The organism is Ruegeria sp. BG10 (genome assembly GCF_056538575.1).
The window spans coordinates 167,455-183,816 of record NZ_JBQFTI010000006.1; the positions used below are offsets into that span (position 1 = coordinate 167,455).

General features: G+C 60.4%; 19 protein-coding genes. 15 read left to right on the top strand and 4 right to left on the bottom strand.

Annotation, left to right across the window (positions count from 1 at the left end; translation table 11 throughout):
* Positions 1 to 49: 49 nt before the first annotated feature.
* Positions 50 to 1,405, bottom strand: coding sequence for an oxygen-independent coproporphyrinogen III oxidase (gene hemN / locus ACR0D8_RS19405; protein WP_480649011.1), 1,356 nt, complete (start codon positions 1,403 to 1,405; stop codon positions 50 to 52).
* A gap of 61 nt (positions 1,406 to 1,466) precedes the next feature.
* Here hemN and fnrL point away from each other — a divergent pair, with 61 nt between their 5' ends.
* Both fnrL and ACR0D8_RS19415 read left to right on the top strand, forming a co-directional pair.
* Positions 1,467 to 2,210 (top strand): transcriptional regulator FnrL, encoded by a 744-nt coding sequence (gene fnrL / locus ACR0D8_RS19410; protein WP_475157757.1) that lies wholly within the window; start codon positions 1,467 to 1,469, stop codon positions 2,208 to 2,210.
* Between the two features lie 74 nt (positions 2,211 to 2,284).
* A complete protein-coding gene (locus ACR0D8_RS19415) occupies positions 2,285 to 2,539 on the top strand; it encodes a GlsB/YeaQ/YmgE family stress response membrane protein (RefSeq protein WP_480649013.1) in 255 nt (84 codons plus the stop codon).
* 43 nt (positions 2,540 to 2,582) lie between these two features.
* Here ACR0D8_RS19415 and ACR0D8_RS19420 read toward each other — a convergent pair whose 3' ends face one another.
* The gene (locus ACR0D8_RS19420) at positions 2,583 to 3,422 is read right to left on the bottom strand and encodes a universal stress protein (protein ID WP_480649015.1); all 840 of its coding nucleotides are present in this window, start codon (positions 3,420 to 3,422) and stop codon (positions 2,583 to 2,585) included.
* Positions 3,423 to 3,619: 197 nt separating this feature from the next.
* Between ACR0D8_RS19420 and ccoN the strand changes: the two genes are divergently transcribed.
* From ccoN to ccoP, 4 genes are read left to right on the top strand one after another with little or no spacing between them, the layout of a single operon-like run.
* The gene (ccoN, locus tag ACR0D8_RS19425) at positions 3,620 to 5,227 is read left to right on the top strand and encodes a cytochrome-c oxidase, cbb3-type subunit I (protein WP_480649017.1); all 1,608 of its coding nucleotides are present in this window, start codon (positions 3,620 to 3,622) and stop codon (positions 5,225 to 5,227) included.
* 14 nt (positions 5,228 to 5,241) lie between these two features.
* A complete protein-coding gene (gene ccoO / locus ACR0D8_RS19430; RefSeq protein ID WP_480649019.1) occupies positions 5,242 to 5,970 on the top strand; it encodes a cytochrome-c oxidase, cbb3-type subunit II in 729 nt (242 codons plus the stop codon).
* An 11-nt stretch (positions 5,971 to 5,981) separates the two neighbouring features.
* Positions 5,982 to 6,167, top strand: coding sequence for a cbb3-type cytochrome c oxidase subunit 3 (locus ACR0D8_RS19435; RefSeq protein WP_480649021.1), 186 nt, complete (start codon positions 5,982 to 5,984; stop codon positions 6,165 to 6,167).
* Complete coding sequence (ccoP, locus tag ACR0D8_RS19440) at positions 6,164 to 7,027, top strand: cytochrome-c oxidase, cbb3-type subunit III (protein ID WP_475157767.1); 864 nt, start codon at positions 6,164 to 6,166, stop codon at positions 7,025 to 7,027. Before ACR0D8_RS19435 ends, ccoP begins: the two co-directional genes overlap by 4 nt.
* A gap of 137 nt (positions 7,028 to 7,164) precedes the next feature.
* On the opposite strand, the gene ACR0D8_RS19445 is transcribed toward ccoP, so the two are convergent.
* A complete protein-coding gene (locus ACR0D8_RS19445) occupies positions 7,165 to 7,302 on the bottom strand; it encodes a hypothetical protein (protein ID WP_475157769.1) in 138 nt (45 codons plus the stop codon).
* 100 nt (positions 7,303 to 7,402) lie between these two features.
* Between ACR0D8_RS19445 and ACR0D8_RS19450 the strand changes: the two genes are divergently transcribed.
* The 7 genes from ACR0D8_RS19450 (at position 7,403) to nusG (ending at position 13,627) form a co-directional block, all read left to right on the top strand.
* Positions 7,403 to 8,278, top strand: coding sequence for a LysR family transcriptional regulator (locus tag ACR0D8_RS19450; RefSeq protein WP_480649023.1), 876 nt, complete (start codon positions 7,403 to 7,405; stop codon positions 8,276 to 8,278).
* Between the two features lie 100 nt (positions 8,279 to 8,378).
* A complete protein-coding gene (gene ccoG / locus ACR0D8_RS19455) occupies positions 8,379 to 9,806 on the top strand; it encodes a cytochrome c oxidase accessory protein CcoG (RefSeq protein ID WP_480649025.1) in 1,428 nt (475 codons plus the stop codon).
* A 1-nt stretch (position 9,807) separates the two neighbouring features.
* Complete coding sequence (locus ACR0D8_RS19460) at positions 9,808 to 10,266, top strand: FixH family protein (RefSeq protein ID WP_480649027.1); 459 nt, start codon at positions 9,808 to 9,810, stop codon at positions 10,264 to 10,266.
* Positions 10,267 to 10,270: 4 nt separating this feature from the next.
* Complete coding sequence (locus tag ACR0D8_RS19465; RefSeq protein WP_480649029.1) at positions 10,271 to 12,448, top strand: heavy metal translocating P-type ATPase; 2,178 nt, start codon at positions 10,271 to 10,273, stop codon at positions 12,446 to 12,448.
* A gap of 5 nt (positions 12,449 to 12,453) precedes the next feature.
* Complete coding sequence (ccoS, locus tag ACR0D8_RS19470) at positions 12,454 to 12,612, top strand: cbb3-type cytochrome oxidase assembly protein CcoS (protein ID WP_170335604.1); 159 nt, start codon at positions 12,454 to 12,456, stop codon at positions 12,610 to 12,612.
* Positions 12,613 to 12,693: 81 nt separating this feature from the next.
* Positions 12,694 to 12,891, top strand: coding sequence for a preprotein translocase subunit SecE (gene secE, locus ACR0D8_RS19475; protein WP_058272489.1), 198 nt, complete (start codon positions 12,694 to 12,696; stop codon positions 12,889 to 12,891).
* A gap of 202 nt (positions 12,892 to 13,093) precedes the next feature.
* Positions 13,094 to 13,627 carry a transcription termination/antitermination protein NusG gene (gene nusG / locus ACR0D8_RS19480; RefSeq protein WP_170387635.1) on the top strand — a complete coding sequence of 178 codons (534 nt, stop codon included), beginning with the start codon at positions 13,094 to 13,096 and terminating at the stop codon, positions 13,625 to 13,627.
* A gap of 51 nt (positions 13,628 to 13,678) precedes the next feature.
* Here nusG and ACR0D8_RS19485 read toward each other — a convergent pair whose 3' ends face one another.
* Complete coding sequence (locus tag ACR0D8_RS19485; RefSeq protein WP_480649031.1) at positions 13,679 to 14,851, bottom strand: adenylate/guanylate cyclase domain-containing protein; 1,173 nt, start codon at positions 14,849 to 14,851, stop codon at positions 13,679 to 13,681.
* Between the two features lie 282 nt (positions 14,852 to 15,133).
* Between ACR0D8_RS19485 and rplK the strand changes: the two genes are divergently transcribed.
* Positions 15,134 to 15,583 carry a 50S ribosomal protein L11 gene (rplK, locus tag ACR0D8_RS19490; RefSeq protein ID WP_010440985.1) on the top strand — a complete coding sequence of 150 codons (450 nt, stop codon included), beginning with the start codon at positions 15,134 to 15,136 and terminating at the stop codon, positions 15,581 to 15,583.
* A 1-nt stretch (position 15,584) separates the two neighbouring features.
* Positions 15,585 to 16,283, top strand: coding sequence for a 50S ribosomal protein L1 (rplA, locus tag ACR0D8_RS19495; RefSeq protein WP_008758243.1), 699 nt, complete (start codon positions 15,585 to 15,587; stop codon positions 16,281 to 16,283).
* The last annotated feature ends 79 nt before the right edge of the window (positions 16,284 to 16,362 follow it).

Below are 16,362 nucleotides of genomic sequence, written 5' to 3' on the forward strand. Positions count from 1 at the left end.
AGTGTGGAAAAAACCGACCCGCCGCGTCAAGCCCTGTCCTCTTGTCGGGTCAGATTGCTGAGCTGTGGCCGGCTTTGCTCAGGTCATAGGCGTCAAAGCTGCGGGCGATCATACGGGTCAGCGCGCGCGCTTCGGGCGGAATGAACAGGCCGTCATCGGTGATCCGCAGAAAGCCGTCGAACGCGGCGTTGGCGTTTCTGTACATGTCCTGCAATGCAGTGGCCGAGATGTCGTGATCACGCAGAATCTCGGCCGAGCTGATGCGGAAATCGCACATCAGGGCTTCGATCAGCCGGGCGCGCAGAACGTCCTGCCCCTTGAACAGATGCCCGCGCGAGGTTGAGAAGCGGCCCTCTCGGATTGCTTTGGTATGGGCCGACGTCGCCGGCGCGTTCTGCGCGTATCCCTGCGGAAAGCGCGAGATTGAGCTGGCCCCGACGCCGATCAATATGTCGGCCTGATCATCAGTATAACCCTGAAAGTTCCGCCGCAGCCGGCCGGTCCGCAGTGCATGGGTCAGGCCGTCATCCTGCCTTGCAAAATGGTCGATGCCGATCTCGGCGTAATCGTCCCACATGAACAGGCGGCGTGCCGTGTCGAACAGGTCAAGCCGCTGTTCGGGGGTAGGCAGGGCATCCGACGGAATCAGCTGCTGGCGCTTGGCCATCCAGGGCACATGCGCATAGCCGTAAAGCGCCACCCGGTCCGGGCTGAGCGACAGCAATTTCTGCACGCTCTCCGTCATCCGGGTTTTGGTCTGGTGCGGTAGACCATACAGAATGTCCGCGTTCAGGCTGGCGATACCGCGTGCGCGGATCATGTCCACGGCCGCGCGGGTGGTGTCATAGCTTTGAATGCGTCCGATGGTTTTCTGGATTTCATCGTCGAAATCCTGAACGCCGATCGAGGCGCGGTTCATGCCGGCCTCGGCCAGCGCGTCCAGCCGGGCCTCATCAATCTCGTTCGGGTCGATCTCAACCGAAAATTCTGCATCCGGCCCCAGCGGCACCACATCCAGAATGCGGGCGGCCAGATCGCGCATCAGGTCGGGGTTCAGCAGGGTTGGCGTGCCGCCGCCCCAGTGCAGGCGCGACAGGGTGACGCCCGCGGGCAGGCGTTCGGCCAGCAGATCCAGTTCCGCCTTCAGGACATCCACATAGGCAATCACCGGGTTGTCCGTCTGCGTGCCCTGCGTCCGGCAGGCACAGAACCAGCACAGCCGGCGGCAGAACGGAACATGGATATACAGCGACACGGCGCTGCCCGGTTTGATCCCGGAAATCCAGTCAGCATAAAGGCTTGACCCCACATCGTTGCTGAAATGCGGGGCGGTGGGATAGCTTGTGTAACGCGGGACTTTCGCGTCAAATAGTCCAAGCTTGGCCAATTGTGGTTTCACTATCATGGCGATACCGTTAAAGGACGGCTCGCCTAGATACCTTGACCGAGATCAAGTGGAAACGTGCATGACACCGATTGTGAAATTCGACCATACGAACTGTGCAGATTGCCCAATCCGGCACCGGGCCGTGTGCGCCCATTGCGATGCGGACGAGCTGGAAGAGCTTGAAGGGATTAAATATTATCGCAGTTTCGAGGCCGGGCAGACGATTATCTGGTCCGGGGACCAGATGAATTTCGTGGGATCCGTCGTCTCGGGGATCGCTTCGTTGACGCAGACGATGGAAGACGGCCGCACGCAGATGGTGGGCCTTTTGCTGCCCAGCGATTTCGTAGGGCGGCCGGGGCGCGACACGGCGCCCTATGACGTGCAGGCGACAACCGATCTGGTCATGTGCTGTTTCCGCAAGAAACCGTTCGAGGAGCTGATGGGCAACACGCCCCACATTGCGCACCGGCTGCTGCAGATGACCCTGGATGAGCTTGATGCCGCCCGCGAATGGATGCTGGTTCTGGGCCGCAAGACCGCCCGCGAAAAGATCGCCAGCCTTCTGTCGATCATCGCCCGCCGCGATGCGTCGATCGGCCAAAACGGGAGCGCGGCACCGATCGTGTTCGACCTGCCCCTGACGCGCGAAGCGATGGCCGACTATCTCGGGCTGACGCTGGAGACGGTCAGCCGGCAGATTTCAGCCCTGAAAAAGGACGAGGTCATCACCCTGGAAGGCAAGCGCCATGTCACCATTCCGGATATGGGGCGCCTGATGGAAGAGGCGGGCGACGATTCGGATGGCGGGTTTCTGGTCTGAGCCCGTCATGGCGTGACTGGACGCGCAGGTCGTGATTTACTGACGCCCTGAGAAACAATGCGCAGGAGCAGGCCATGGTATTCAGTAGTATTCTGGCGATGTTGTTCATCGGCGCCGTTGCCGGATGGCTTTCGGGCAAGATCATGGAAGGCCGCGGGTTTGGCCTGGTCGGCAATATCATTGTCGGAGTCGTGGGCGCGTTTCTGGCCGGAACGATCTTTCCGGCGCTGGGGTTTGCCGTCGGTGGCGGATTGTTCTCTTCAATCCTCTTCGCCACGATTGGTGCAGTTATCCTGCTGTTTCTGATCGGGCTGGTGCGGCGCGGGTGAAAACCGCCCCGATGGGCGGTTTTTTTCTTCGGACACGCGCTGCCTAGTGGGCCAGAAATACCGGCACCAGGGATTGTTCCAGCATATTGCGGGTCGCACCGCCCAGAATCGCCTCGCGGAACCGGGAGTGGCCGTACGCGCCCATGACGATCATGTCCGCCTCGGTATCGGAGGCGTGGCGATTCAGGATATCCGACACCCGTGTCATGGTCTTGCTCAGCACGTCGATTTCGCATTTCACCCCATGGCGGGCCAGCATTTGCGACAGCATCCCCCCCGGATCCGAGCGGTCCGGCCCGTGGCGCGGCGGGTCGATCACCACGATGCGCACCAGTTCGGCCTGCTTCAGGAAGGGCAGCGCCCGGCGAATGGCGCGCATCGCTTCGACGCTTTCGTTCCATCCGATCAGGATCGTGCCCGGGCGCTCGACGGGTTTCGTATCATCCGGTGTGATCAGAACCGGCGCATGGCCCTCGAACATGGCCGCCTCGACGATGGGCTCGGCCTCGGCGCCGCGGTCTTCTCCGTAGGGTTGCGGCAGGATAACAAGGTCGGCGAACCGGGCACGGTGGGCGACATGGCGGCCGATATCGGCAATCTGTGCCACGCCGCTTTCCGCGGACCAGCGGATACTGGTCTTGGAAAGGTAGTCCTTTGCATGCGCCAGCAATTCGTCGGCCTCGGCATTGGCGCGGCTTAGTGTTTCCTGAAGGATCAGGGCGTTGGCCCCGGCATAGTAATACCCGGTCTGGCTGCGGTCGACGCCCAGGCAGAGGGTTTCGGCATGCGCGTCCTGCGCACCCGCAAGAGCCGCCATCTGCGTCAGCGCCAGCTCGCCCTGTTTGGCGTCTGTCATGACAGTGAGAAGGGATTTGTAAGCCATATTTTGACCTCTTGCCTTGGGGGCGTGTCGGGCTGCGGCCTGATGGCCCAGTTGTTTGTTTACGATTGTCACAGAAATCAGGCTATTGTCTTGACACAGATCAAAGCAGTTCTGGCCACTGTTCGACAAAACGGCAGCCAGTCAAAAGGGTCCTGCGACAAACAAGAATCGCGCGGGGCATGGCAAAGGGACGCAATATGTCAAATTACATCAAGCTGATCGTGCTTGGTCTGGTCGTGGTATTTGCCGCGATCGGAACCAATTATGCACGCGATTTGGCGTATCAGGTGCACGCAATTCTGGTGATGCTGATCGCCGGTGGGTTGTTCATCTGGACGCTTCGAAACACGGATGAGCCAGATATTCTTGTCGATCGTTCGGGAGAGTACATGGACGACGTGATCCGCTATGGCGTGATCGCGACCGCATTCTGGGGCGTTGTAGGATTTCTGGCAGGGACCTTCATCGCGTTCCAGCTGGCCTTTCCGGTGCTGAATTTCGAATGGGCGCAGGGTTATCTGAATTTTGGCAGATTGCGCCCGTTGCATACTTCGGCCGTTATTTTTGCCTTTGGCGGCAACGCGCTGATCGCGACCTCGTTCTATGTGGTGCAACGCACCAGCGCCGCGCGCCTGTGGGGTGGGAACCTCGCGTGGTTCGTATTCTGGGGCTACCAGCTGTTTATCGTGCTGGCGGCGACCGGTTATGTTCTGGGCGGCACTCAGTCCAAGGAATACGCCGAGCCCGAATGGTATGTTGATCTGTGGCTGACCATCGTCTGGGTTGCCTATCTGGCCGTTTACCTCGGCACGATCATCAAGCGGAAAGAGCCCCATATCTATGTGGCGAACTGGTTCTATCTGGCCTTCATCGTCACCGTCGCCATGCTGCATCTGGTCAACAACATGACCATCCCCGTCAGCATCTGGGGTTCGAAATCGGTCATTGTCTGGTCGGGTGTGCAGGACGCGATGATCCAGTGGTGGTATGGCCACAACGCCGTGGGCTTCTTCCTGACCGCGGGCTTCCTGGGCATGATGTATTACTTCATACCGAAACAGGCCGAGCGTCCGGTGTTCAGCTACAAACTGTCGATCATCCACTTCTGGGCACTGATCTTCCTGTATATCTGGGCCGGTCCGCACCACCTGCACTATACCGCGCTGCCCGACTGGGCCTCGACGCTGGGCATGGTGTTCTCGGTGATCCTGTGGATGCCTTCGTGGGGTGGTATGATCAACGGTCTGATGACCCTGTCGGGCGCCTGGGACAAACTGCGCACCGACCCGGTGATCCGGATGATGGTGATCTCGGTTGGCTTCTACGGCATGTCCACCTTTGAAGGGCCGATGATGTCGATCCGTGCAGTGAACAGCCTGTCTCACTACACCGACTGGACCATTGGTCACGTGCATTCGGGAGCTCTAGGCTGGAACGGCATGATCACTTTTGGTGCGCTGTACTTTCTGGTGCCTGTCCTGTGGAAGCGCGAGCGTCTGTATTCTCTGCAGATGGTCAGCTGGCACTTCTGGCTCGCCACCATCGGCATCGTGCTCTACGCCGCGTCGATGTGGGTCACCGGTATCATGGAAGGTCTGATGTGGCGCGAAGTGGATGCCAACGGCTTCCTGGTGAACTCGTTCGCCGACACCGTGGCTGCCAAGTTCCCGATGTACGTGGTGCGTGCGCTGGGCGGTGTCCTGTTCGTCGCCGGCTCGGTGATCATGTGCTACAACCTGTGGATGACTGTGCGGAAAGCGCCGGCCAAAGAGGCCAGCCTGACCGTCGCGGTCCCGGCTGAATAAGGAGGGCCGGAGCAATGGCAATTCTCGACAAACATAAGATCCTCGAGACCAACGCGACCCTCCTGCTGATCTTCAGCTTTCTGGTCGTGACCATCGGTGGCATCGTGCAGATCACCCCGCTGTTCTATCTTGAGAACACCATCGAAAAGGTGGAGGGCATGCGCCCTTACACCCCCCTTGAGATGGCGGGGCGTGAGATCTACATCCGCGAAGGCTGCTATGTCTGCCACAGCCAGATGATCCGCCCGATGCGGGATGAGGTCGAACGCTATGGCCACTATTCGCTGGCGGCCGAGTCGATGTACGATCACCCGTTCCAATGGGGGTCGAAGCGGACCGGGCCGGACCTGGCCCGTGTCGGTGGCCGTTATTCGGACCAGTGGCATATCGACCACCTGCGCGATCCGCAGTCGGTTGTGCCGGAATCGGTCATGCCGAAATACGGCTTTCTGGAGCATCGCAAGATCGACGGCAAATACATCGCTGACATCATGAAAGCCAACGCGGTTCTGGGCACGCCTTATACCGAAGAGATGCTGGAGAACGCGCAGGCCGACTTCCGCGCGCAGGCCGACCCGGACAGCGATTTTGACGGGTTGCTGGAACGCTATGGCGACAAGGTCAGCGTGCGCAATTTCGATGGTCAGCCCGAGCTGACCGAGGCCGACGCGATGGTCGCTTATCTGCAGATGCTGGGTACGCTGGTCGATTTCTCGACCTTCACCCCGGTCGCCAACCGCTGAAGGAGGGTGTGATGGAAGAATATACTCTCTTACGGCAGTTCGCGGACAGTTGGATGCTGCTTGTTCTGTTCGTCTTCTTCATTGGTATCGTGATCTGGGTGTTCCGCCCCGGTGCCAGCAAGGAATACAAGGACACCGCCAACATCCCGTTCCGGCACCAAGATAAACCGGCCACATCCGAGGAGGCGCGGAAATGAGCAAACCATCTGAAAAACTGCCGGGCGATCCAAACACAACCGGACATTCCTGGGATGGCATCGAAGAGTTCGACAATCCGATGCCGCGCTGGTGGCTGTGGACTTTCTACGCCACCATCTTCTGGGGCGTGATCTACACCGTCATGTACCCGGCATGGCCGCTGGTGCAATCGGCAACAGCCGGTGTGCTGGGCTGGTCGTCGCGGGCTCTGGTTCAGGAAGAGATGGTGGCGTTCGAAGAAGCCAACGCGCCGTGGAACGCCAAACTGGTGGAAACGCCGCTGGAAGACATCTCGAAGGATGCCGAGTTGCAGCAATATGCCGTCAACTCGGGCGGAGCGGTCTTCCGGACCTGGTGTGCTCAGTGCCACGGATCGGGTGCGCAGGGCGCGCCGGGTTTCCCGAACCTGCTGGATGACGCATGGCTTTGGGGCGGTTCGCTTGAGGATATCGAAACCACAATCGCCTATGGCATCCGGAACGAGGAAAGCGACGATGCGCGCTATTCCGAGATGCCGGCCTTTGGTGAAATCCTTGAAGGTGAAGAGATCACGCAGGTGGTTCAGTACGTCATGTCGCTGACCAATGCGCAAACCGACGACGCGGCAGCGCAGGCAGGCAAGGTTGTCTATGAGGACAATTGCGCGGTCTGCCATGGCGATGACGCCAAGGGCGATGTCTTTCAGGGCGCGCCGAACCTGACCGACGCGATCTGGCTTTACGGCGGCAGCGAAGAGGCGCTGACCGAGACGGTCACATACAGCCGCTTCGGCGTGATGCCCGCCTGGGAAAACCGTCTGACCGACGCGCAGATCCGCGCTGTAACGGCCTATGTTCACCAGTTGGGTGGCGGTCAGTAACGGCAAAAGAATACCTTCGTACGGCTTGCCGCCCGAAGGTTGCGGCACCGGCTGTTCCATCTGTTCGCGCGTTTCCTGAACAGCCGGTGCTTTTTTCGCAGATTACCGATCCGTTCCGATCCGGTCCAGAGGACCTGTCATTTCCGCCTGGAACGATCCGCGCGCGTGTCTTCTTTCCACCAGTGACTTTCCGGCAGCCATTCGCGTTTGCGTGTTTCGCCGCCCGTGTCCGTCTTGGTGGCGACCATGAAGGATTTTGCGAGAATTGAGAGCATCAGACCTCTCCTGAATTGGGTTTCGATTGAAACCAAGATTGACCCCGGGCCAGAGAAATGCGACTCAATTGGCATTTCAGTATGTAATCAGGGCTTACATATGGACTGGTTGAAGATGCCGCCCCTTGCGTCGCTAAAGGCCTTTTCTGCCTTTGCCGAGGCGGGAAATGTCGTTAGGGCCGGCGCGGCGCTGAATGTCAGTCATGCTGCCATCAGTCAGCAATTGCGCGCGCTGGAAAAGCATCTGGGCGCCGCTCTGCTGGACCGGAGCGGAAAGTCCCTGACCCTGACACCCCAGGGCGAGAAACTGGCCCGCGCCCTGCATCTTGGATTTGGCGCCATCGGAGACGCCGTGGCCGACCTGATGCAGCTTGCCGAAGACCGCCCCGTCCACGTCTCGCTGACCGCGTCATTTGCCGCATCCTGGCTGATGCCGCGACTGCCCGCGTTTCAGGCAGAGCATCCGGACATCCCTCTGGTGCTGGATCCGTCCCCCGCGCTGGTCAGCCTTGGGCCGGGTGGCGTGGACGTGGCGATCAGATATGGCACGGGAAACTGGTCCGGCGTGAACGCGCAGATGCTGCTGGCAAGCCCGATCGTGATCGTAGCCGCGCCATCTTTGCTGGACGGCAGGACCGCGATGACACCGGATGAACTGAGCCAGTTGCCGTGGCTTGAGGAACTCGGCACCACCGAGGCGACATCGTGGCTGGCGCGGCAGGGGGTCGCACACGGACCCCGTGCCGGGCGTATCGCTTTGCCGGGGAATTTGCTGCTGGACGGGTTGCGTGCCGGGCAGGGAGTAACCGTGACAGCGCGACATTTTGTCGAAGGTGACATTGCATCGGGCCGTCTTGTCGAACTGTTCCGCGAGCCCGGTGAGCGCGGCTATTTCGTTGTGACAGGGGATGCGGCCCTTCGTCCCTCGGTCAGAACTTTTGTTGGGTGGATCAGGCGGCAAGCTGCTAGGATGTGACAAAAGGTGTCTGTGCGATGCGCTTTTGACCCATGTCAAAGAGCCTATCTTTGTGATCTGGAACAAGACGCCCAAAAACAGCCACATCTGGAGCTTGCCCGTGAGCGATTCCGACCCCGCCCCCAGCCTGTACGCTGCAAGGGAGCCCATTTTTCCCCGGCGCGTTTCCGGACCGTTTCGCAACCTGAAATGGATCATTCTCGCGGTTACTCTGGGCATTTACTATGTCACGCCATGGATCAGGTGGGATCGTGGGCCAAGCCTGCCGGATCAGGCCGTCTTGCTGGATCTGGCAAATCGCAGGTTCTACTTCTTCTGGATCGAGATCTGGCCGCATGAATTCTACTTCGTGGCCGGCCTTCTGATCATGGCCGGTCTGGGTCTTTTCCTGTTCACCTCGGCGTTGGGGCGTGTGTGGTGCGGCTATGCCTGCCCACAGACCGTCTGGACCGATCTCTATATCCTTGTCGAGCGCTGGATCGAGGGCGACCGGAATGCCCGGTTGCGGCTGCATCGTCAGGAAAAGCTGGATTTCCGCAAGGTGCGGCTGCGGGTGACGAAATGGACCGTGTGGCTGCTGATCGGTCTGGCGACCGGGGGCGCTTGGGTTTTCTATTTTGCTGATGCGCCAACGCTGGCGCGTGATCTGGTCACAGGCAACGCGCATCCGGTGGCCTATACGACGGTTCTGATCCTGACCGGCACAACCTTCCTGTTCGGCGGGTTCGCGCGCGAACAGATTTGCATCTATGCCTGCCCGTGGCCCCGCATTCAGGCCGCGATGATGGACGAGGATACGCTGGTCGTCGGCTATCGCGAGTGGCGGGGCGAGCCGCGCGGCAAAGGCAAGCGCACGGCGGATTCCGAGCTGGGGGACTGCATCGACTGTATGGCCTGTGTGAATGTCTGCCCGGTGGGCATCGACATTCGGGACGGTCAGCAGTTGGAGTGCATCACCTGCGCGCTGTGTATCGATGCCTGCGATGATATGATGGCCAAGATCGGTAAGCCCCGGGGCCTGATCGACTATATGGCGCTGAGCGATGAGACCCGCGAACGGTCAGGTGAGCCCCCCAAGAGCGTGTGGAAGCATATTTTGCGGCCCCGCACGATCATGTATACAGGGCTTTGGGCGGCGGTTGGTTTCGCGATGCTGTTTGCCCTGTTCATCCGGTCCGATATCGACCTGACCGTGGCACCGGTGCGAAACCCGACATTTGTCACCCTGTCCGACGGCACGATCCGCAACACCTATGATGTGCGCCTGCGCAACAAACATGGCGAGGATCGTCTGTTTAAACTGTCGCTGGCCGGTGATCCGGCGATGCGGGTGGTGATCGAAGGGACAAACCTTGATACCGTCAACGTGACGGCGGACACGGCCCAGCTGCAACGCGTGTATATCCTTGCCTCCAAGGACACCGCTCCGGCCGGCGCGGATTCAACGCCGGTCCGCATCTGGGTCGAAGATCTGCAAAGCGGCGAGCGGGCCTATAAGGACACCACCTTTAACGGACGGGGAAACTGAGATGGCCGAGCGTCAATTTACCGGAAAGCACGCCCTGGCCGTATTTGTCGCCGCCTTCGGGGTGATCATCGCCGTGAATCTGGTTCTGGCCTATAACGCCGTCAAAACCTTTCCGGGACTTGAGGTCAAAAACTCTTACGTGGCCAGCCAGGAATTCAACGAGCGCCTGCAAGAACAGCAGGCGCTGGGGTGGACCATCCGTGCCGAGGTGTCGGGCGGTCTGCTGATCCTGCACATCACCGATCAGAACGGCGCCCCGGTTGAGGTCGCCGAACTGCAGGCCGTTGTCGGGCGCGCCACGCATGTGAAAGAGGATTTCTCGCCGGATTTCACCTTTGACGGACGCGCGTATGCAACCCCGGCTTCGTTGGGCAAGGGTAACTGGAACATCCGGCTGGTCGCCAAAGACGGAAACGGTGCCGAGTTCGCTCAGCGTGTTCCGCTGTATGTGAAAGGCTGAGGGGATGACGGCGCAGCTGACATCCGGCACCGCGGCCTGTCCGGGATGCATTGCCACCCCGGCGGAACCGGCCCCTGCCGCCCCCCGCGACGCGCAGATCGCGCTTTCCCTGCCGGACATTCACTGTTCGGCCTGCATTGCGAATGTCGAGCGTGAGCTGAACGCCCATCCCGGCGTCGAGGACGCGCGGGTGAACCTGACGCTCAAACGCGCCATGATCAAAGCCGCGCCGGATTTGCGCGCCGCCGATCTGATCCCCTTGCTGGAACAGGCCGGCTATGAGGCGCACGAGTTGGACCCCGGCGCCCTGTCGGCCACGCAGTCCGACAAGGCCGGGCGCGATCTGCTGATGCGGCTGGCGGTGGCCGGTTTTGCCACGATGAACGTGATGCTGTTGTCCGTATCGGTCTGGTCCGGGGCCACGGACGCGACGCGCGACATGTTCCACTGGATTTCAGCCGCCATCGCGCTGCCTGCGATTGCGTTTTCCGCGCAGCCTTTCTTTGCCAATGCCTGGTCGGCTTTGCGTGTCAAACGCCTGAACATGGATGTGCCGATCGTTCTGGCCATATTGCTGGCGCTGGTGACTTCGCTGTGGGAAACCGCACTCAGCGGTGAACACGCCTATTTTGACGCCGCCCTCACGCTGACCTTCTTTCTGCTGGCCGGGCGGTATCTGGATTACCGCACCCGCGCCGCCGCGCGATCTGCCGCCGAGGAACTGACAGCGCTGGAAGTGCCGCGCGCCATTCGTCTGGCCGATGGGGTCGAAGCCGAAGTCGCGGTTGCCGCGCTGTCGGTTGGCGACATGATCCTGGTCCGACCGGGCGGGCGCATGCCGGTGGACGGAGAGATCGTCTCGGGCCAATCCGAACTCGACCGGTCCCTGTTGACCGGGGAAACCCTGCCGGTATTTGCCGAGGCCGGGCAGGCCGTCAGCGCAGGTGAGGTCAACCTAACCGGCCCGCTGACGATCCGCGCGACGGCTGTAGGTGAAGATACGTCGCTGCACCGGATGGCCGATCTTGTTGCAATCGCCGAGTCGGGGCGGTCGCGCTATACCTCGCTGGCCGACAAGGCGGCCAAGCTCTATGCGCCGGGTGTTCATATCCTGTCCGCTCTCAGCTTTCTGGGCTGGTATATCTATTCCGGCGATATTCGCACCGCACTGAACATTGCGGCGGCGGTTCTGATCATCACCTGCCCCTGTGCGCTGGGTCTGGCGGTGCCGGCAGTGACCACGGCGGCCTCGGGCCGGCTGTTCCGCAAGGGGATGCTGATCAAACATGCCACCGCTCTGGAACGTCTGGCCGAGGTGGATACGGTGGTGTTTGACAAGACCGGCACGCTGACCTCCGGCGCACCCAAGCTGACCAATCTCAACGCCCATTCGCACGCCGATCTGGAAGTGGCGCTGGCATTGGCCGAAGGGTCGTCTCATCCGCTGTCTGTCGCGCTGGCGAAATCCGCCCGCGCGGCCGGAATCCAACCGGCGGATGTAACGGAGATTGCCGAGGTGCCCGGATACGGCGCGGAAGGTTCCTTCAATGGGCAACGCGTGCGTCTGGGCCGTGCGGCTTGGACAGGCGGTGAAGGGGGCAGCCAGACGGCAGCCTGGCTGTCCGTTGGCGCGCAGGCTCCGGTTGCGTTCCATTACGAAGACACCTTGCGCCCGGGGGCAGCGGAGGCCGTTCAGGCGTTCCGCCAGACAGGAAAAGACGTCATCCTGATCTCGGGCGATACGCAGGGCGCGGTTGAGACGCTGGCCGGCAAGCTGGGGATCGAAACCTGGATTGCGCAGGCGTTGCCGCAGGACAAGGCGGCGCATGTACAGGACCTGCGGGATCAGGGCCGCCACGTTCTGATGGTGGGCGACGGGCTGAACGACACGGCCGCGCTGGCGGCGGCGCATGTGTCGATCTCACCGGCCTCGGCGCTGGATGCGGCGCGGGTCGCCTCGGATATCGTGCTGCTGGGCAATGATCTGTCCCCGATTGCGGATGCCTGCACCACGGCGGTCAAGGCCACGAAACGGATTCGCGAGAACTTCCGCATCGCCACCGTCTATAATATCATTGCCGTGCCGCTGGCCGTGGCCGGGCTGGCCACACCCCTGATTGCGGCGCTGGCGATGTCGACCTCGTCGATCACCGTCTCTCTGAACGCCCTGCGGCTGAGGTAACCGAAATGGAAGTTCTGGCCTATCTGATACCGATTTCCCTGCTTCTGGGCGGGGTTGGCCTTGTGGCGTTCATCTACACGGTTCGCTCGAACCAGTATGACGACCCCGAAGGCGACGCACGGCGCATCCTGAGCGATGAATGGGACGATAAACCCAAGCCGTGACGCGATGCGTTGAGTGCCCTTGAAATTGCCGCAATGCCCGGTTATGTCCGGCCCATCCGCTAGCAGAGAGAACAAAGCCAAATGGCAACTATGAATCCGATCCAGTTCATTCAGCAAGTCCGTGCCGAAGTTGCAAAGGTCGTCTGGCCTACCCGGCGCGAGGTGCTGCTGACCACGGTCATGGTGTTCATCATGGCGGCGTTGACCGCCGTGTTCTTCGCGCTGGTCGATCTGGGCATTCGCGGCGGTCTGCAGCTGATCCTGGGCGCGTTCGGTTAAGCCCGTTCCGGCACGGCGGAAACGCCACTGCCCCCTTGCGCAGCGCGCGATGTCAGAGTAGGTGACGCGGAACTATTCGGAATGGGCGTGCGGCGATTCGGGCTGTGCGCCGCTTTTTATTCCGGGTGACGTGACAGAATTTTCAATTACGGGTGCGGACCGAACTCGGGACGCGCCGAAGGCAAACAAGGACGACAGGTTCATGGCGAAACGGTGGTACTCGGTCAGCGTTCTTTCGAATTTCGAAAAGAAGATCGCAGAGCAGATCCGCACGTCCGTGGCCGAGCAGGGCCTTGAGGACGATATCGACGAAGTTCTGGTGCCCACCGAAGAGGTGATCGAAGTGCGCCGGGGTAAAAAAGTCACGACCGAACGCCGCTTCATGCCCGGTTATGTGCTGGTGCATATGGAGATGTCCGATCAGGGCTATCACCTGGTGAACTCGATCAACCGCGTCACCGGTTTCCTGGGCCCGCAGGGCCGCCCGATGCCGATGCGCGATGCCGAGGTGAACCAGATCCTCAACCGCGTTCAGGAAGGTGAAGAAGCGCCCAAGCTGATGATCACCTTCGAGGTCGGCGAGAAGGTCAAGGTCAATGACGGCCCGTTCGAGGATTTCGACGGCATGGTCGAAGGCGTGGACGACGAGAACCAGAAGCTGAAGGTGTCGGTCTCGATCTTCGGCCGCGAAACCCCGGTCGAGCTGGACTTTACGCAGGTGACCAAGCAGGGCTGATCGAATTCTGCAGAAACGAAATACGGGGCGTCCTTTGGGCGCCCTTTTCATTCAAGGCCCTTGGATGCGCCAAACAGTCTGATCTTTGCCGAAACCCTTCAGGGATACGGTTCCGACCCGTTCGCATTCTTCCGGCAGAATTGCCGCCGCTGCCGCGGATAGCACGTTGTCGCAATCCAGTTCGGTTGCAGCCGAAACCAACCGCGCCGTCAAATTCACATCCGGGCCGATTGCCGTAAAATCCAGACGGTCTCCACCACCGATATTGCCATAGTGAAAACGACCGTAATGGATCGCTGTTCGCACGCCGATCTTGTCGTCGAAGTCGGCAGCATTCAGTGCCTCACGGCCTTCGCGCACAGCCGACGCGGCGGCCTTGAGTTGTTCCTCCGGAGGTAACGTCTCGCTGGTCGGAAAGATGGCAAAAAAACCGTCCCCCATGAATTTTAGTATCTCGCCCCCCTGATCCATTACCGAGGGGGCCAGACAATCGAACGTATTGTTGAGCAGGCGGACAAGCGCGTCGCCCGAGACCGAATTCGATAGGCGGGTGAACCCCTTGAGATCGGCAAACAGGATAACGGCCTCAATTTCACCGCCATCGCCGCGATGTACCTTGCCGTCCAATATTTGTGCCCCGCTGTTGCGACCGACATAGGTTGACAGAAGATAGGTGGCGTCCAGCCGCAGCATGTAAGCCTCGGTCAACCGCGCCAACGGGCCACGAACCCTTTCCAGAATCGCCAGATCCCGGTCCGAGAAACCGCCGGGCGAGGCGCTCGACCAGGTGCAGACATGCGTGTCACCATTGATGTAGATGAGCGGCTGCGCCAGATAATCGGTGAACCCTTGCTCGCGAAGTTCTCCGACAATGATGTAGTCTTCGGGGCAGTTGGGGTCTTCCAGATGGCGGCGAATGGACACTTTACGTTCAATGACGTGTGGCAGTGGGTTTTCAGTATAAATCTCGGTCGTGAAAATCTGAGACGGTGCGTCGATACGGTCAACGCCGCTACCCGTCTTCCAGATAAATCTGCGCCCGGTCAGGTTTGGGTGCATAGTCCAGATGAACAGACCAAACCGGTCGATCGCGACACCTGCGTCCAGCAAACGCGCGCAGATACCTTCGATGATATCGACAGCGTTGGCCGCAGGCCGGGCACCGTTGACCATCCATTCGATCAAGGCGTCTATCTTCTTCGTCTGCTGCGTGTTTTCTGACATGCCGCACGAACCGTAGGTTTCACCTGGGCGCAACCGATCGGGATTTCGGCGCGCATGGTCTGGATTTTGGCGGTCTTGTACCGCAACATCAAGCTTCGGCCATGGCACTGTACAGCGTGCAAAAAACGTCTTGCCAATTCTGTGCCGGGCTAGTATGGCCCAGCGTTGTTGTCAAAGGCAGCAATCCCTGTGGAAGGCGAGGCGCGCGCGCGCGGCGGACCGAACCACATCACACATATCTTTCGGGTCGCGACCTGAAAGAGTTGAGCAAGGAGAAACCAAATGGCCAAGAAGCTTGCTGGTACAATGAAGCTGCAGGTTCCTGCAGGTCAGGCGAACCCGTCGCCGCCAGTTGGTCCGGCGCTGGGTCAGCGCGGCATCAACATCATGGAATTCTGCAAGGCGTTCAACGCCAAGACCGCAGACATGGAGCCCGGCGCTCCGTGCCCGACCGTGATCACCTATTATCAGGACAAGTCCTTTACCATGGACATCAAGACGCCGCCCGCGTCTTACTACCTGAAAAAAGCGGCTGGTCTGAAGCCGGTTGGCAAGCGTAACCGTCCCCGTGGCGCGGAAAACCCCGGTCGTGAGACCGTGGCAACCGTGACCTCGAAGCAGGTTCGTGAAATCGCCGAAGCCAAAATGAAAGATCTGAACGCCAATGACGTCGAAGGCGCAATGCAGATCATCCTGGGCTCGGCCCGCTCTATGGGCATCGAGGTGAAGTAAGATGGCAAAACTCGGTAAACGTACCCGCGCTGCGCGCGAAGCTGTCGCTGGCAAGGAAAACCTGTCGGTGGACGAAGCAGTTGCCCTGGTCAAAGCCAACGCAACTTCGAAATTCGACGAGACCATCGAAATCGCTCTGAATCTGGGCGTTGACACCCGTCACGCAGACCAGATGGTGCGTGGCGTTGTCGGCCTGCCGAACGGCACCGGTAAAGCGATGCGTGTTGCTGTATTTGCTCGTGGCCCCAAGGCAGACGAAGCAAAAGAAGCTGGCGCAGATATCGTTGGCGCAGAAGACCTGATGGAAACCATTCAGGGCGGCACCATCGAATTCGATCGCTGCATTGCCACCCCTGACATGATGCCGATCGTCGGTCGTCTGGGTAAGGTTCTGGGCCCCCGCAACCTGATGCCGAACCCCAAGGTCGGCACCGTGACCATGGACGTGAAAGCGGCCGTGGAAGCAGCCAAGGGCGGTGAAGTTCAGTTCAAGGCGGAAAAAGGCGGCGTTGTGCACGCCGGTGTTGGCAAAGCGTCCTTCGACGAAGCCAAGCTGGTTGAAAACGTCCGTGCCTTCATCTCGGCCGTGGCCAAGGCCAAGCCGTCGGGCGCCAAAGGCACCTACATGAAGAAAATCGCGCTGAGCTCGACCATGGGCCCGGGCGTGACCCTGGACGTGGCGGCCGCTGCGGGCGAATAAACCCCAGCCGGATACGTTGTAAAATGAGCCCGGGCCGCTGATGCGACCCGGGCTTTTTGTTTCCCCTTCCGCTCAGGCA

What these genes read in the sequence shown, in the direction of transcription:
- ACR0D8_RS19415 (WP_480649013.1), top strand. Translation starts at nt 2,285, where the DNA reads ATGGTATTCAGTAGTATTCTGGCGATGTTGTTCATCGGCGCCGTTGCC.
- ccoP (WP_475157767.1), top strand. Translation starts at nt 6,164, where the DNA reads ATGAGCAAACCATCTGAAAAACTGCCGGGCGATCCAAACACAACCGGA.
- ACR0D8_RS19465 (WP_480649029.1), top strand. Translation starts at nt 10,271, where the DNA reads ATGACGGCGCAGCTGACATCCGGCACCGCGGCCTGTCCGGGATGCATT.
- rplA (WP_008758243.1), top strand. Translation starts at nt 15,585, where the DNA reads ATGGCAAAACTCGGTAAACGTACCCGCGCTGCGCGCGAAGCTGTCGCT.
- ACR0D8_RS19485 (WP_480649031.1), bottom strand. Translation starts at nt 14,851, where the DNA reads ATGTCAGAAAACACGCAGCAGACGAAGAAGATAGACGCCTTGATCGAA.
- ACR0D8_RS19420 (WP_480649015.1), bottom strand. Translation starts at nt 3,422, where the DNA reads ATGGCTTACAAATCCCTTCTCACTGTCATGACAGACGCCAAACAGGGC.
- ACR0D8_RS19445 (WP_475157769.1), bottom strand. Translation starts at nt 7,302, where the DNA reads ATGCTCTCAATTCTCGCAAAATCCTTCATGGTCGCCACCAAGACGGAC.
- ACR0D8_RS19460 (WP_480649027.1), top strand. Translation starts at nt 9,808, where the DNA reads ATGGCCGAGCGTCAATTTACCGGAAAGCACGCCCTGGCCGTATTTGTC.
- hemN (WP_480649011.1), bottom strand. Translation starts at nt 1,405, where the DNA reads ATGATAGTGAAACCACAATTGGCCAAGCTTGGACTATTTGACGCGAAA.
- nusG (WP_170387635.1), top strand. Translation starts at nt 13,094, where the DNA reads ATGGCGAAACGGTGGTACTCGGTCAGCGTTCTTTCGAATTTCGAAAAG.
- ccoS (WP_170335604.1), top strand. Translation starts at nt 12,454, where the DNA reads ATGGAAGTTCTGGCCTATCTGATACCGATTTCCCTGCTTCTGGGCGGG.
- fnrL (WP_475157757.1), top strand. Translation starts at nt 1,467, where the DNA reads ATGACACCGATTGTGAAATTCGACCATACGAACTGTGCAGATTGCCCA.
- ccoN (WP_480649017.1), top strand. Translation starts at nt 3,620, where the DNA reads ATGTCAAATTACATCAAGCTGATCGTGCTTGGTCTGGTCGTGGTATTT.
- rplK (WP_010440985.1), top strand. Translation starts at nt 15,134, where the DNA reads ATGGCCAAGAAGCTTGCTGGTACAATGAAGCTGCAGGTTCCTGCAGGT.
- ccoO (WP_480649019.1), top strand. Translation starts at nt 5,242, where the DNA reads ATGGCAATTCTCGACAAACATAAGATCCTCGAGACCAACGCGACCCTC.
- ACR0D8_RS19435 (WP_480649021.1), top strand. Translation starts at nt 5,982, where the DNA reads ATGGAAGAATATACTCTCTTACGGCAGTTCGCGGACAGTTGGATGCTG.
- ACR0D8_RS19450 (WP_480649023.1), top strand. Translation starts at nt 7,403, where the DNA reads ATGGACTGGTTGAAGATGCCGCCCCTTGCGTCGCTAAAGGCCTTTTCT.
- secE (WP_058272489.1), top strand. Translation starts at nt 12,694, where the DNA reads ATGGCAACTATGAATCCGATCCAGTTCATTCAGCAAGTCCGTGCCGAA.